Annotated in this window: 12 protein-coding genes; 5 read left to right on the forward strand and 7 right to left on the reverse strand. The window is 71.2% G+C overall.

Translation table 11 applies throughout. The annotated features are described in order from the left end of the window. Positions 1–377: 377 nt before the first annotated feature. Complete coding sequence (locus tag AB0G01_RS08535) at positions 378–620, reverse strand: hypothetical protein (RefSeq protein WP_360941108.1); 243 nt, start codon at positions 618–620, stop codon at positions 378–380. Between the two features lie 165 nt (positions 621–785). On the opposite strand from AB0G01_RS08535, the gene AB0G01_RS08540 reads away from it, so the two are divergent. From AB0G01_RS08540 to AB0G01_RS08555, 4 genes are all read left to right on the forward strand, one after another. Then, positions 786–1,151 (forward strand): hypothetical protein, encoded by a 366-nt coding sequence (locus AB0G01_RS08540; protein ID WP_360941111.1) that lies wholly within the window; start codon positions 786–788, stop codon positions 1,149–1,151. A 43-nt stretch (positions 1,152–1,194) separates the two neighbouring features. Further along, positions 1,195–1,404 carry a heavy-metal-associated domain-containing protein gene (locus AB0G01_RS08545; protein ID WP_360941114.1) on the forward strand — a complete coding sequence of 70 codons (210 nt, stop codon included), beginning with the start codon at positions 1,195–1,197 and terminating at the stop codon, positions 1,402–1,404. Beyond that, entirely contained in the window at positions 1,404–3,596 is a 2,193-nt protein-coding gene (locus AB0G01_RS08550) for a heavy metal translocating P-type ATPase (protein WP_360941117.1), read from the forward strand. The genes AB0G01_RS08545 and AB0G01_RS08550 overlap by 1 nt, the downstream gene beginning before the upstream one ends. Positions 3,597–3,795: 199 nt before the next feature. Next, complete coding sequence (locus AB0G01_RS08555) at positions 3,796–4,104, forward strand: hypothetical protein (protein WP_360941120.1); 309 nt, start codon at positions 3,796–3,798, stop codon at positions 4,102–4,104. A gap of 113 nt (positions 4,105–4,217) precedes the next feature. Here the strand turns inward: AB0G01_RS08555 and AB0G01_RS08560 are convergent, their stop codons facing one another. Together AB0G01_RS08560 and AB0G01_RS08565 are read right to left on the reverse strand one after the other, a co-directional pair. Further along, complete coding sequence (locus AB0G01_RS08560; RefSeq protein WP_310310099.1) at positions 4,218–4,421, reverse strand: cold-shock protein; 204 nt, start codon at positions 4,419–4,421, stop codon at positions 4,218–4,220. A 219-nt stretch (positions 4,422–4,640) separates the two neighbouring features. Continuing rightward, on the reverse strand, positions 4,641–5,468 hold the full coding sequence (locus AB0G01_RS08565) for a glutamate ABC transporter substrate-binding protein (RefSeq protein WP_360941124.1): 828 nt from the start codon (positions 5,466–5,468) through the stop codon (positions 4,641–4,643). 303 nt (positions 5,469–5,771) lie between these two features. Between AB0G01_RS08565 and AB0G01_RS08570 the strand changes: the two genes are divergently transcribed. Continuing rightward, positions 5,772–6,266: a hypothetical protein gene (locus tag AB0G01_RS08570; RefSeq protein ID WP_360941127.1), complete on the forward strand. Its 495-nt coding sequence runs from the start codon at positions 5,772–5,774 to the stop codon at positions 6,264–6,266. Here AB0G01_RS08570 and AB0G01_RS08575 read toward each other — a convergent pair. From AB0G01_RS08575 to AB0G01_RS08590, 4 genes are all read right to left on the reverse strand, one after another. Further along, a complete protein-coding gene (locus tag AB0G01_RS08575) occupies positions 6,263–11,134 on the reverse strand; it encodes a DNA repair ATPase (protein WP_360941130.1) in 4,872 nt (1,623 codons plus the stop codon). The two genes, AB0G01_RS08570 and AB0G01_RS08575, sit on opposite strands and share 4 nt — an antisense overlap. Next, the gene (locus AB0G01_RS08580) at positions 11,131–13,137 is read right to left on the reverse strand and encodes an SPFH domain-containing protein (protein ID WP_360941133.1); all 2,007 of its coding nucleotides are present in this window, start codon (positions 13,135–13,137) and stop codon (positions 11,131–11,133) included. Before AB0G01_RS08580 ends, AB0G01_RS08575 begins: the two co-directional genes overlap by 4 nt. Further along, positions 13,137–13,697: a hypothetical protein gene (locus AB0G01_RS08585; RefSeq protein ID WP_360941135.1), complete on the reverse strand. Its 561-nt coding sequence runs from the start codon at positions 13,695–13,697 to the stop codon at positions 13,137–13,139. The genes AB0G01_RS08580 and AB0G01_RS08585 overlap by 1 nt, the downstream gene beginning before the upstream one ends. A gap of 79 nt (positions 13,698–13,776) precedes the next feature. Further along, on the reverse strand, positions 13,777–15,021 hold the full coding sequence (locus AB0G01_RS08590; protein WP_360941138.1) for a hypothetical protein: 1,245 nt from the start codon (positions 15,019–15,021) through the stop codon (positions 13,777–13,779). Positions 15,022–15,044 lie beyond the last annotated feature (23 nt).

A 15,044-nucleotide genomic window follows, 5' to 3' on the forward strand; every position in this document is an offset into this window, starting at 1 on the left:
CGAAGACGCTTGGGGGGCCGCGAGCCCCCTCCGGAGACCCTCGATCGCCCACCGACGACCGGCGCGGCCCCGACGCCCGGACCGCTCACAGGCGGTGAGCCCGGTGGCGACGACACCGCCGTCAACGCTCGGACCAGGCGTTATGAGCGCTTGGCGGCACCACTGACCACTGGATGACAACGTTGTGAAAACTCGGGGGCGGCGAATGGCCGCTTTGCGGCGGCGCGCCACTCCTCCGTGGGGGGACCCGGCGGTGACAACCGCGGCCCGGCCTGGTGATTGCCCCGGATCAGCCGGCTCGGTAGGTTCCGAAGTGGCCCACCCGAGACGCGCTTCCGGGGGGTGCGCGTCTCGGTTGGGCCGTTCACCCGGCGCTCCTACCGCTGGACGGGTGGTGTGCCCCCGTCCTCACCCGGCGAGAGCCCGAGCATGTCGAGCAGCAGTCGGCAGTCTTCGGCGCTGGTCGCGCCGCGGGCCACGGACAGCCGCGCGCGGTGGACCTGTTCGTCCGAGATCCGCGATGGTTCACCGGTCCGCTGCGCGGGCACCCCACCGCCCGGCCTGGACATGATGTCGTCCTGGTTCCACAGGAACTGACGCACTTCTAGGGACCCGCTCATGACGCCTCCCCGACTTGAGGTTGGCGCGAGGCTAAGCGAGCCCGTCGAACCGCCGCAGCCCCCCGCAGAGTGATTCCAAGGCAACGCAGTGTCACTTTCCGTGTAGACGACCTGGTGTCAAGCAACCCGTGATGTGCTTGCCGCGAACAACGAGAGGGTGGACCCATGACCGACCCGGACTCCCGTCCGCAGCCCGCCGAGGCTCCCCGGGCCCCGGCCGCCGACACCGCCGGCACCGCGTCCGACACCGTGCCGGACGCCGTCCCGGACGCCAGTCCCGACGCCGGCCCGGCGGACGAGCCGAGCCCCGAGGCCGCCGGGGACCCGCCCCGCCCGGCCCCGCCGGTGGACCCGCAGTCGCTCTTCGGCAGCCTGTCGCTGGCGTCGATCGAGGCGGACATCGACGCGATGATGAACGACAAGATGACCGAGCTCGACGGCATGCTGGCGGGCCTGGAGCAGCTCGTCGTGCGACTGGAGGGCGAGATCACCTCGCTGGAGACCCCACCGGACGATAGCCCTACCCCCTAGGGGTATTCTCGGAGTGGACCACGCCGAGAGGAACGAGGTGCTCATGTCCGTCAAGACCACCTACACCGTCAACGGCATGACGTGCGGCCACTGCGCGAGCTCCGTGACCGAGGAGCTGACCGGCGTGACCGGCGTGACCGGTGTCGACGTGCAGCTCACGACGGGTGCGGTCACCGTGACCAGCACCCGCGAGCTGACCCGGGACGAGGTGACCGCCGCCGTCACCGAGGCGGGCTACGAGCTGGTCGGCTGATGCCCGCGGAGACCGCCCGCCGCGTCGAGCTGGCGATCACCGGCATGACGTGCGCGTCGTGCGCGAACCGGATCGAGCGCAAGCTCAACAAGCTCGACGGCGTCACCGCGTCGGTCAACTACGCGACCGAGCGGGCCAGCGTCGAGTGCCCGGCGGGCACGGCGGTGGCGGACCTGGTCGCCGCGGTCGAAGCGGCCGGTTACGCGGCCGGTCCCGAGCGGTCCGAGCAGGACCACGCGGGCGAGCTCGGGGAGCGGGTCGCGATCGCGACCGCCCTCGGCGCGCCGGTGGTCCTGCTCAGCATGGTGCCGGTGTGGCAGTTCCCCGGCTGGCAGTGGGTGGCGCTGGCGCTGACGTCCACGGTGGTGTGGGTGTGCGGCTGGCCGTTCCACCGGGCCGCCGCGGTGAACGCCCGGCACGGCGCGAGCACGATGGACACCCTGGTGTCGATGGGGGTGATCGTCGCCTACCTCTGGTCGCTCTACGCGTTGGTGTTCGGCGAGGCCGGTGCACTGGGCGTGCGGCACGCGTTCAGCCTGGTCCCGCGCCCCTCCACGACCGGCGACATCTACCTCGAGGTCGCGGTCGGCGTGACGGTGTTCCTGCTGCTCGGGCGGTGGTTGGAGGCCCGGTCGAAGCGCCGGGCCGGTGCCGCGCTGCGGGCCATGCTGGAGCTGGGCGCGAAGGACGTCTCGGTGCTCGTGGACGGCGTGGAGACCCGCGTCCCGATCAGCCGGCTCAAGGCGGGCGAACGCTTCGTCATACGACCGGGTGAACGGATCGCCACGGACGGCCTAGTGGTCGAGGGTTCCTCGGCGGTGGACCGGTCGTTGGTGACCGGCGAGTCGGTGCCGGAGGAGGTCCGACCGGGTGACGCGGTCGTCGGCGGCACGGTCAACGCGGGCGGCCGGCTGGTGGTCGAGGCGACCCGCGTCGGCCGGGACACCCAGCTCGCGCGGATGGCGCGGATGGTCGAGCGCGCCCAGTCCGGCAAGGCCGAGGTGCAGCGGCTGGCGGACCGGATCTCGGCGGTGTTCGTGCCCGTGGTGTTGGGCGTCGCCGTGCTCACGCTCGCCGGGTGGCTGCTCGCCGGGCGTCCGCTGGAGTTCGCGGTCACGGCGGCGGTGGCGGTGCTGGTGATCGCCTGCCCGTGCGCGCTGGGCCTGGCCACGCCGACCGCGCTGCTGGTCGGCACGGGCCGGGGCGCGCAGCTCGGCATCCTGGTGAAGGGTCCCGAGGTGCTGGAGTCGACCCGCCGGGTGGACACCGTCGTGCTGGACAAGACCGGCACGGTCACCACGGGCCGGCTGGAGCTGGTCGACGTGCTGCCGGCGGACGGCGTGACCCGCGAGGAGCTGCTGACCGTCGCCGGTGCCGTGGAGCTGGGCTCGGAGCACCCGATCGGCGCGGCCGTGGTGCGCGGCGCGCGGGCCGAGGTGCCGGTGCTGCCCGAGGTCACCGGGTTCGCGAACCAGGAGGGCCTGGGCGTCACCGCGCTCCTGGGCGGTCGCCGGGTGACAGCCGGGCGGCTGAGCCTGGTGGCGCTGCCGGAGTCGCTCGGCGAGCTGGCGGCGCAGGAGCAGCGCAAGGGCCGCACGGTGGTCGCGGTGGCCGTGGACGACCGGCCGCTGGGCCTGCTGTCGGTGACCGACGCGGTGAAGCCGACCAGCGCCGAGGCGGTCCGCGAGCTGCGCGCACTGGGCCTGCGCCCGGTGCTGCTGACCGGCGACCACCAGGTGGTGGCGGAGGCGGTCGCGGCCGAGGTCGGCATCGACGAGGTGATCGCGGGCGTGCTGCCGGCCGAGAAGGTGGACGTGGTGCGCCGGCTCCAGGCCGAGGGCCGGGTGGTGGCGATGGTGGGCGACGGCGTGAACGACGCGCCCGCGCTGGCGACCGCCGACCTGGGCCTGGCGATGGGCACGGGCGCGGACGTGGCGATCGAGGCGGGCGACCTGACCCTGGTGCGGGGCGACCTGCGGGTGGCGGCGGACGCGATCCGGCTGTCCCGGCGGACCCTGCGCACCATCAGGGGAAATCTTTTCTGGGCGTTCGCCTACAACGTGATGGGTTTGCCGTTGGCCGCCCTGGGATTGCTGAATCCCATGCTCGCGGGGGCCGCGATGGCCTTCTCCAGCGTCTTCGTGGTGACCAACAGCCTGCGGCTGCGCGGCTTCCGCCCGTCGACTGCCTGAAGATTTCGCGTCAACCCACTCCCCAGGTCCCCGTGCGCGTGCAACAATCCGAATTGCTGACACACCCCCGGTCAGCACCTGTGGAGATCCCCTCCGGCCCCCGCGTTCCTCCCCCTGGCGCGGGGGCCTCTCCATGCACAAAACTGTGACGCAAACCACAGTTGTGCGCGTTCCGCAATGCAACCGTTATCGTGGCGCGGTGCCTCTTGGATCGCTAGGTCGCAACAAGTCCGGCCGCCACCGCCCGCTCGGCAAGGAACTCGACGAAGCCTCGCCCGACGACGACCTGACGTCGTACCTGGCGGCGCTCGCGCCCGAGACGGTGGACGCCGAGACGACGGCCGGCAACAGCTTCGGCAACGCGCAGGTCTACCAGCTCCGCCTCCAGCTCGTGGCCAACGAGCAGCTCAAGGAGCTCGCCGCCGAACGGCAGACCTCCCCGCAGGCGCTCGCCACGGAGTGGGTCATGCAGCGCCTGGAGTGGGAAGCCCGCCAGCGCGGTTTCTAGCCCCGCCGGACGGTCCCGTGCGCCACCACCGGCGCGCGACCGCCGCACCCGACCTCGTGCACCCGACAGGCCCCCGACCGCGCGGTCGGGGGCCTGTCGTCACGAAGGGAAGATCAGACCTTGCGCACGTTCTGGGCCTGCGGACCCTTGGTGCCCTGGCCGATCTCGAACTCGACGCGCTGGTTCTCGTCCAGGGTGCGGAACCCCTGACCCTGGATCTCCGAGTAGTGGACGAACACGTCCGGCCCGCCGTTCTCCTGGGCGATGAAGCCGAAGCCCTTTTCGGAGTTGAACCACTTGACAGTGCCCAGTGCCATGTACCTGCCTCCATCGCAGGAGAGCTTGGGGCTACACCGTGCAACCCCGGCCGTCCCGCCGGCGTTTCCCCCGCCGCCGCCGGCGGGGAACGCACGCCCGCGTGTCGTTCCGCGAGCGTGAGTCACGAACACAGAAACCACGGCCTGCGCAGGCGAGCGTATCGGTTGACCACGCCCAGCACTACCACCGAACCACGCCGGGATGAACGACAGGGGTCGCTACTTCTCGGTGACCTGCGGTGGATCGGGGAGCTCGACACCCGACTGGCCGATGTTGCGCTCCAGCGCGAGCCGCCATTCGCCCGAGGCCACCATCCGCTCGATCGCCGCGCTGACGTCGGAGCGGCCCCTCGCGTCCGACTTCGCCAGCCCCACCCCGTACTTCTCCGTGGTGAACGGCTGTCCCACCAGCTTGAGCAGCTCCGGGTTCTCCGCGACGTAGCCCGCCAGGATCGCCTGGTCGGTGGTGACCGCGTCGACGTTGCCCGCGAGCAGCCCGGTGACGCAGTCGGAGTACTGGCCGTACTCGACGAGCTGCACGCCCTGCGCGAACTCGGACTTCACCTTCTGCGCGGACGTCGAGGCGGTCACCGAGCAGAGCTTCTTGCCGTTCAACGCCTCCGGGCCGGTGATGTCGCCGTCGGTGTAGCGCACCAGGAGTCCCTGGCCGGTCTGGAAGTACGGTCCGGCGAAGGCCACCTGCTCCTTGCGCCGGTCGGTGATCGAGTAGGTGGCGACGACGAAGTCCACCTCGCCGGCCGCGATCAGCTTCTCCCGGTCGGCGGACCTGGCTTCCTTCCAGGTGATGCCGGCCTCCGGCACCCCGAACTGCTGGGCCACGTACTTCGCCACGTCCACGTCGAAACCGACGTACTTGCCGTCCAGCCTGCGTTGCGCCATCCCCGGTTGGTCGAACCGGATGCCGATGGTGAGCCCACCGTCCTCGGCCTTGCCCTCGATGGTGTCGTCGGGAGCCCCACCGCACGCCGCGGTGGAGGCCAGGGCGGCCACCGCCGCGATCGCGGGCAGCAGTCGTCGAAACAGCATGGCGGCGAACCTCTCGGTGTTCCGGGGACGCGGTGCGGATCTGCGCACCGAACGTTCCTCATGCTAGGCACCGCCGTCGGGTCCACCGCTGCGACGAAGGTCTCATCAGCCCACTCCGCTGCTCCGAACGGACTAGGGCGCGGTGTGATGTCGGCCGGTCGTCCCCGACGCGGGTCGAGCCGCGCTCCACCAGGTCGGGACCTGCCGGCCGAAGCCCGGGAACCCGCGCCGCGTAACGCCTTCAGCCGGCCGAACGATTCCACGTGACCAACCGGGAGTGCCGTCTGGAGCGGGTGTAACGGGATGAGCAGGGTCGGTCGGGTCGCGTTCGCCGGGATCGCTGGTGCGCTGGCGATCGCGGCCTTGGTGGCCATGGTGGTCACGGTCGGCGGACCGCGTCCGGTGGACGTGCGACAGGTCGACCTGAGCCCGGCGCAGCCGGGTGTGCTCAGCGCGACCTACTCGACGACGGTGCAGGTCGTCCCGCCCACGCCGGTGCTGGTCGCGCCACCACCGCGGGAAGCCGTGCCACCGTCGCGGGCCACGACCGAGCCGCCGGCCGCGCCGCCGCACAGCGAACCGGCCCCGCCGCCCGCGCCCACCACGTCCGCCGATCGGCGCGACCCGGGGAGGTGCGAGTTCGGCCGCTTCCCCGACGGGCTCTGCGTGCCGTGGCGGTTCCCGCCGTCGACGCGCGAGCTGTGCACGTGGCTGCGCGCGCACGGGTTGCCCGACATCCAGTTCCGCGACCGGTCCGGCCGCGAGGTCGACTTCGACGGCCGGCTCTGCGGCGACTAGCGCTCCGCCAGCCGCTCGATCGCGCCGCCCACCCGGTCCGCCAGCAGCCCGACCGCGCCCACGGCCCGGCTCACCGGGTCGTCCTCGGCACCGCCGAGCGCCCGCGCCCGCAGGAAACCCGCCTTCACCTCGTCCCACCGCCGGCGCTGGTCGGGGGTGAGCGTCCCGCGCAACTCGGCCAGCTTCAACAGGTTCGACTCCGCGCCGGAGGTCAGCGTCTGCGCCTCGCCCAGGTAGTGGTCGTCGATGACGGCCATCAGCTCGGCGTCGTTCATCACCGGCACGACCTTCTCCGCCAGCTTGTTCATGTTCCGGTAGGAGCCCTGGAGCTGGAACGGCGGCTCGGTGCGCGACGCGTCGGACTGGGCGGCCGAGGCGATGTAGGCCTGGTTGTTGGCCAGCACGACCTCCTGCACCCGCACCAGCTTGCGCAGCACGCCGAGCACCTGCTCCAGCTCGACCGACGTGTAGGGGTGGGCGAGCCGGTCGGCGCGCACGTCCTCACCGCGCGCCATCCGCACCAGCAGGTCGATGTCGCCGCGGTCCCGCGTCGACAGCGGGGCGAGCACCGCGTTCGAGGTCAGCGCGTTCTCGATGTAGCTCAGCGCGAACAGGTCCTCGCGACCGGACAGCACGTCGCCGAGGTTCCACACGTCGGCCCGGTTGGCGAGCATGTCGGGAATCCGGAACCGCTGCCCGGACTCGGTGTAGGGGTTGCCCGCCATGCACACCGCGAACCGCTTGCCGCGCAGGTCGTAGGTCCGGGTCCGCCCTTCCCACACGCCCTCCATGCGGCGCTGCGCGTCGCACAGCGAGATGAACTTCTGGAGCAGCTCGGGCGAGGTGTGCTGGATGTCGTCCAGGTAGAGGAGCACGTTGCTGCCGCTCTCCAGCGCGAACGAGATCTTCTCCACCTCCTGGCGCGCGGTGGCGTTCGGCGCGTCCGCCGGGTCGACGCTGATCACGTCGTGGCCCAGGGAGGGGCCGTTGACCTTGACGAACACCAGGCCGAGCCGGTGGGCGACGTACTCCATCAACGTCGTCTTGCCGTAGCCGGGCGGGGAGATCAGCAGCAGCAGGCCCATCTGGTCGGTGCGCTTCGCGTCCCCCGCGGCACCGAGCTGCTTGGCCAGGTTGTCGCCGATCAGCGGCAGGTAGACCTCGTCCAGCAGCCGGTTGCGGACGAACGCGCTCATCACCCGGGGCCGGTACTCGTCCAGCCGCAGCCGCCGCTTCTCCCGCACCACCAGGTCGTTGCGCGACCGCTGGTAGTCGCGGAAGGCGGGCACCCGCTCGGTGCGGAACCGCCGGGTGCGGGTCAGCACCTCGTCCAGCCGCAGCACCAGCGACCGTCCGGTGATCCGCGGGTGCGCGCCCAGCAGTCCGTCCACAGTGGACTCCAACTGCGCGGAGGACTCGTAGCGCGGCAGGTCCCGGCACAGCTCCAGGGCGACGGCCTCGGGCAGGTCGGGGTCGACGCGGCCACCCAGGAACGCCTCGTACCAGCCCTCGACCAGCGCCTTGCGCTCGTCCAGGTCCGGGAACGCGCGCAGGTCGTCTTCGAAGTCCTTGCGGTTGCCCAGTCCCCGGTGGAACGCGTCGACCAGCGCCCGCGCGGCGGCACCGGCGACGAACCCGGGCGGCGCGGCGCACAGCTCCTCGAACAGGTACTCGCCGGCCTGCGGGTCGCCCGCGCGCCCGCCCAGTTCGGCGCACAGCTCGTCGATCGCCCCGGTGTGGCCGAAGATCGTCCGGGCCCGGCCGAGCGACGACGCGCGCCGCGTCCACCGGGTGCGGTCCTCCTCCTCGGCGCGCACCCACAGCACCTGCGCGGCGGCGCGCGCGGACGGCGGGAAGCGCAGCAGGCCGGCACCGGCGTGCAGGCGCAGCAACGCGTCCAGGATCTTGGTGGCGTCGTGGTCGTGCACGCCCCGCTCGTACCCCTCGTCCAGCCGCGTTTCCGCGACCCGGCGGACCACGTCGAGCAACCGCCCGTCCGTGGCGGCGACGTGCAGGCCGGCCACGGGTTGGTCGGCCAGGATCGACGCGGCCAGGTGCTCGGCCCGGTACACCTCGTCGGTCTCGGACACCACGAGCTGGTCCCAGAACGGCCTGGTGGCGGCGAAGCCCTCGTCGCGGACCGGCGCGCGGAAGTCGGTGCCGGTGATGGCGTAGGACAGGCCGCCGTCCTGGGGCACGAGGGTCAGGTCCAGCGGTTGGGTGTTGACCGCGAACCGGTGCCGGCCCAGCCGGATCGTCTCGCCGTCGAACAGGTCCAGCCGGTCGCGCAGCGCGCGGCCCGCCTCCTGCCGCGCGGCCAGCACCCGCCCGGCCAGCTCCTCGGCCCGCACCTGGTCGCCGAGCTCGCGCAGCTCGTCGGCCACCGAGCGGATGCGGGTCACCATCGGGTCGGTCGCGAAGTAGGTGTTGACCTCGTCCAGCGACCCCAGCGAGGCGACCCGGCGCACGACGCTGCCCAGAATCCGGTCGGCGGACTCGGCGAGCCGGTCCGCGCGCCGCGCGCGGTCGTCCAGCAGGGCCTGCTTGCGCGAGGAGAACGCCTCGTAGACGTCGGTCCGCTTGGTGCCCAGCCGGGTCAGGAAGTCGTCGAACTCGCCGAACCGGGCTTCGAGGTTCTCCAGGTGCAGCAGCAGGGTGCCGAGCTGCTCGTCACAGCGCTGCGGGGTGTCGGCGACGGCGAGCGCGCCGGTGACGGCCTGCCCGAGCAGGGCGAACTCGGCGGCGAACTCGGCCCGCCCCTCGGTGGCGAGCAGATCGCGCCGACGACCGTCCACAGTGGCCCGTGCCCGGTTCAGGCCGCCGAGCACCTCGCCGATGCGCTCCAGGATCGACGTGCGCACGGTGGCGTCCGCGATGTCCAGGGAGCCGACGACCTCGGTCAGCACCTCCAGGCCCTGCCGGCGTTCGGCGAGCTCCTCGGTGACCGGCGTCGCCTCGGCCACCGTGCGGATGCCCTCCGCCCTGCCCGTCAGCGCCTCGACCTGCTCGTGGAAGCCGGCGAAGGCGTCGTCGCGGCGCAGGTGCTCGACCGCGCGCTGCGCCGTGGAGCCCACCTGCTCCGACAGCGTGCCGGACAGGGCGTCGATGCGCGCGAGGTCGACGTACCGCAGCTCGCGCAACGTGACCAGGTGGCCTTGCGCGGCGCGCAGCCGCGCCAACTGGCGCACCCACGCCTCCGCGCCGCCGGGCACCTCACCGCGGGCGTGGCGGATCAGCGACGCGATGTCGGCGTCCGCCTCGGCCAGCGCGGCGGCGGCCTGGTCGGTCAGCGCCCGCACCGTCTCGAACTCGTCGAGCACCTGCTCGGCGGTGGACCGCACCTCGGTCAACGGGGTGCGCAGGTCTCCCAGGTCCGGCTCGCCCAGCCAGTGGTAGGAGTCGAACACCCTGGTGCAGGAGGCGATCAGGTCCTCGAACACCGGCGCGGACGCGGCCATCTCGCCGACCACCCGGCTCACCGACAGGCAGTCGGAGATGCCGCGCACCAGGTCGGCATTGCCGACGCGCTCCAACGGCCCGGTGCCGACCGGCTGCGCGGCGGCGTAGGTGTCGGAGAGGTACGGGGTCTGCCACACCTGCATCGGGTGCACGCGGGTCGGCTCGTCGTCCACCGCGCGGAACACGACCATCGTGCCGTCGTCGAACAGCGAGTACCCGTGGCAGGACAGCGGGGTCGAGACCTCCTTGCGGATCACGTTGTAGGGCAGCAGCAGCGAGCGGCCCTCGCGGCGGGCGTGGAAGACGTAGAGCACGTCCTCGCCGTTGGTGGACCGGATGACCCGCTCGAACTCCAGCTCGTCCACGGCGGTGTCGAACGTCTTGCTCACGCCGGTGGCCAGGTAGTAGCCGCCCGGGAAGATCAGGCCCTGGTCCTCCGGGAGCCGTTGGCACGCCTGGCCGATGCCGTCCAGCCGCACGACGGTCTTGGTGCGGGTGTTGAACACCAGGTGCCGCCACGCGGTCTCGTTGTACGGGCGGATACGCAGCAGGATCTGCGAGCCGACCCGCGCGTACTCGACGTCCGCGTCCGCCAGCGACTGCAACGGCTCGTCCACCGGTTCGCGGTAGATGCCCTCGCCGGTCTCGGTGTTGTTCTCCACCTTGATGGTGAGGTCGCCGCCGACCGCCTCCACGAAGACCTCGTCCTCGATGGAGATGTGCGGGTGGCGGCCCAGCACGTGGTGCTCGCGCGCGGTCGACGTCCACTCGAAGTCGTGCGACGGCGGGAAGACGTGGTCGCGCTCGCCCCGGTTGTCCAGGTACTTCACCGTGCCGTCGACGGCGATCTGCCAGCGCAGCACCTTGGTGTCCTCGATGCGCCCGCCGGTCTGGAACACCGCGAGCAACCTGCCCTCGACCCGGCGCAACTGCACCAGCCGGGTGTCCCGGTAGTACCGGTAGAGCTCGGCGAAGTCCCGCTCGAAACGCGGGTCCCGGAGCAGGCCGGGCAGCTCGTCGTGCGCGTCCTCGAAGCGGAACGCGTCGCCGTCACGGGCGAAGCGGTGCAGCGAGAACACGTCGTCGACCGTGGTCTCCGGCTTGAGGCCGATGAACACGTTGTAGCCGAACAGCATCAGCCCGGACACCGCCGTGCCGTGCTCGTCCGCGACCGACACCGACACGCAGTCCCGGGGCACGCAGTTGTTCTCGGTGCGGATCCGCTCGGTGCCCAGGAGCGCCAGCTCGGCGCTGCCGAACACCTCCAGCCGGCGCGCGTTGAGCGCTTCGGCCCGCCGGGCCAGCCCGGCCGCCTGGTCGGCGAGCCGGGCCTTGAGCACCTCGTAGGTGCCCGCGTCGAGGGTCGCGGGCACCCCCGGGGTCGCGGCCGTCGTCACAGGTGTCGTCACGACTGGGCGGCGAGCGCGGCCACCGGCCGTTCGGCCACGCCGAGCCGCTGCGCGGCGGCCAGCAGTTCGCGGAGCTTGTCCTCGTCCGGACCGCCCGCGTTGATCAGCTTGAGCAGCACCGCGGACACCGTGAGGTTCTTCAGGTCACCGGTGCCGAACGAGCCGAGGATTCGGCCGATGTCCTGGGTGAAGTCGGACGTGCCGTTGAGCCAGGAGCTGCCGAGCGTCTTCGCGACCTCGGAGTGGTCCACGAACCCGTCCAGGCTCTTGCCCACCGAGATCGCGCCGACCACGCGGTCGAAGAACATGCTGTCGCCGCCGACGATGTCGATGTCGGCCTTCTCCAGACCCGCCGCGAGCACCTTGGCCTGCGCCTCCGCGACCTGGCGCTGCACGTCGATGTCCGCCAGCCGGATCTCCTTCTCGGCCTCCAGCCGCAACCGGTACTCCTCGTGCTCGCGGGTCGCGTCGTCCAGCGCGGCCATGGCGTTCGCCTTGTCCGACAGGCCTTCCGCCTCGCCCTTGAGCTTCTCCCGGATCGCCTCGGCGATCACCAGCGCCTTCTCCCGGTCCACCACGGCCTCGGCGCGGCCGATCTTCTCGATCGCGTCCGCGTCGCGCTCGCGCACCTGCACGTCGGCCAGACCGGCCGCGGCGGCCTCGGCCTGCTTGCCCTCGGCGAGCCGGATCATCGCGCGGGTGTCCAGCTCGGCGGCCTGCTGGCGGGCCTCGGCGAGCAGGAGTTCCTCCCGGGCCTTGAACTTCGCCGACGTCTCGGCGGCCTCGGCCGCCTTGATGTCCTTGACCAGGTGCTCCTGGGCCTCGGCCTCGGCCTGGATGATCGTGGTCTCGCGCAGCCGCTCGGCCTCCTCGACCGCCCGCAGCCGCTTGATGTTCTCCTCCTGCTCGGCGACCGTCTTCTCCACCGCGATCCGCTCGCGGACGACCTCGGCGATGGCCCGCTTCTCGCCCTCGACCTCCTTGTCCTTGGAGATCCGGGACAGCTCGGTCTCCCGCTCGCGGCCGATGACCTCGAGCTGGCGGTCCTTCTCGATGCGCTCGGTCTCGATCGCGATCACGCGCTCGCGGTTCTTCTCGGCCACCGCGATCTCGCGGGACTTGTTCTCGTGCTGGATGCCGAGCTGCTCGTCCGTCCGGATGCCGGCGGTGGAGGCCTTGAGCCGCTCCTCCGCCTGCACCTTGGAGATCTCGGCTTCCTCGCGGGCGCGCATGGTCTCGACCTCGCGCCGCTGCTTGATCTCCGCGTCCGCCTGGCGGCGCTCCAGTTCGAGGATGGTCTCCCGCGCCTCGACGTTCTGGCGGGTGATCTCCTTCTCCTCGCCGCGCTGGAACTCGTTGGTGCGCACGTGCTCGATCGCGGTCAGCTCGGTGATCTTGCGGATGCCCTGGGCGTCCAGGATGTTCGACGGGTTGAGCTGCGCCATCGGCGTCTGCTCCAGGAAGTCGATCGCCGCGTCTTCCAGGCTGTAGCCGTTGAGGTCGGTGCCGATGACCTCGATGATCTGGTCGCGGAACTCGTTGCGCTTGGTGTAGAGGTCGACGAAGTCGAGCTGCTTGCCCACCGTCTTGAGCGCCTCGGAGAACTTGGCGTTGAACAGCTCCTGGAGGGTGGCCTCGTCGGAGGCCCGCGCGGTGCCGATCGCCTGGGCGACCTTGATCACGTCCTCGACGGTCTTGTTGACCCGCACGAAGAACGTGATCCGGATGTCGGCCCGGATGTTGTCCCGGCAGATCAGACCCTCGGTGCCGGCGCGGCGGATCTCGATCGTCTTCACCGAGATGTCCATGACCTCGGCCCGGTGCAGCACCGGCAGCACGATCGCGCCGGTGAAGGTCACGTCCACCTTGCGCACCTTCGAGATGATCAGCGCCTTGCCCTGCTCGATCTTCCGGAACAGCCGGCTGATCATGAACAGGAGTGCGGTGAACACGACGAGGGCGACGGCGACCAGAATGCCGAACCCGGTGGTGATGACGTCCATCAGTGCTCCCCCAGCGGATAGGTAGGGATAGGGGCGACCCAGAAGAACTCGCCGTCCTGGTCGTAGTCGAAGATCAACGCGGTGACGCCCGCGGTGAGCGGGTCCTGTCCGGCCTGGCGGACCTGCACGGTCGCGGACGACCCGTCGTCGGCGGTCACCTCGGCCTGGCCGAAGCTCGCGGTCACCGTGCCGGTGCGGATCACGCACACCTTGCCGACGAAGTCGTTGCGCGACGCGGATTCGATCGTGGGGTACAGGTGCCGCAACGGGATCACGGCCACCCGTGCGACGACGTAGCCGAACACCAGCGACCCGGCGAGGATCACGACGTCGAAGCCGTCGACGAGGGTCGTGCCGGCCAGGCAGGCGAACCAGGCGACCGGCACCAGCAGGGAGACCACCACGCTGGTCGGCACACCGCCCAGCCCGTAGGCGAGCTCCACACCTGCGTCCAGGTCGACCCCGAACGCGGCCAGGAGCCAGAACAGCAGCACGAAGACGAGCGGGATCGAGAGGATGACGGTCGGGAAGGCGAGCGCGACCGCGAAGAAGTCCCCCATGCACCCCCCTCTTGTCGCAGGGGACATTAACCCGTTGACCGCGCTCAGGTCGGCGGAATGACAGAACGCGGTCGCCCGATCACGAAGCCGGCGGGCCGGAGTCGTCGCCGTGCAGGAGCAGTCCCGACACCCTGGTATCGGGGTTCCCGCCGTAGCTCACCACCGCGCCCGACTCGTGCGGCATGGAGCGGATGCTCAAGCCCGCGAAGCCTTCCCCGGTGACGAACCACCCCCACGTGGTGAGCCAGGGGCGCTCGTCGTGCGGCACGGTGTCCAATGTCGGCCGCACCCTTTCCTGCACCACGTAAGGCTTGCCCCGGGCGTCGTCGAGCAACGCGCGCCACCCCGCGTCGTCGTGCAGCCACCCGGCGTGCACACCGGTGCCCGCGAATTCGTCAGCGGCCTTGAGGATCAGCGTCTCGCGGTGTTCACGCAGGTGGTCCGGCGGCACGTCGCCCACGGCGCGGGTCCACGGCAGCAGCCGGTCCACCAGGGCGAGCTCGTCCTCGGCGAACCGGTCCCGGTGGCCGGACAGCAGCGCGAGCGTGGACTTGTTGCCGTAGAGGTAGTTCTCCAGCGGCGTGCATACCTCGGTTTTGGTGGCCCTGAGGAAAGCGTCCGCCTTGCCGACCGCCTGGCGTGGCGAGAAGAACCGCACCACCACGTCCAACCGGGTGCCGTCCAGGTAGAGGTGTCCATTGCGCTCGGTGACGTTCTCCAATTCGCCCAACAGGACGTCCACGCCGAATCGCGCGCAGGATTCCTTGAGCGAGGCGAATCCCTTCGCGTACTTCCGCAACGCCCCGCCGGCTTCGAGGAAGGCGATGGTGCCAGAGCCGATTACGCGCAACAGCTCTTGTACCGGGTGCACGTAGGACAGGTCGTGCTCGCGGACGAACCCCTGGAATTCCGGCGCTTCGTGGATCGCGCGGGAGATGTCGCCGAAGTCGCGGTTGCCGAGCTGGCTGCCGGAGTTGAACTCCAGCAACCGGAACTCGTCGCCGACCCGGTAGATGTCGGCGCGGCCGTGGAAGCTCGGCGGTTGCGCGGACATCAGCGCGAGCTGCTCCGGTGGCACGCCCAGGGCGTCCCCGAACCGCGCGAGGCTGCCGCCGAACAGCCTGTCGGGCAACGAGGTCAGCAGGTCGTAGAACGCCCGCACGTCGGAGGCGACCGAGTCGGCCGTAGCACGGTCGAGGAAGAAGGGGCGCGGCACCAGCCGGTGCCCGTAGACGGCGGCCAGCGCCGGCGGGAGGTCCAGCCGTTCCATCACCCCGTGCAGGCTCTCGTCGGCCAAGAACGCCCGCGTCACGTGGTCGGTCACAGCGGCTCCCTAGGACTGGTCGC

Origin of the sequence: Actinosynnema sp. NPDC023587, assembly GCF_040640215.1 — a bacterium.
Lineage (GTDB): Bacteria > Actinomycetota > Actinomycetes > Mycobacteriales > Pseudonocardiaceae > Actinosynnema.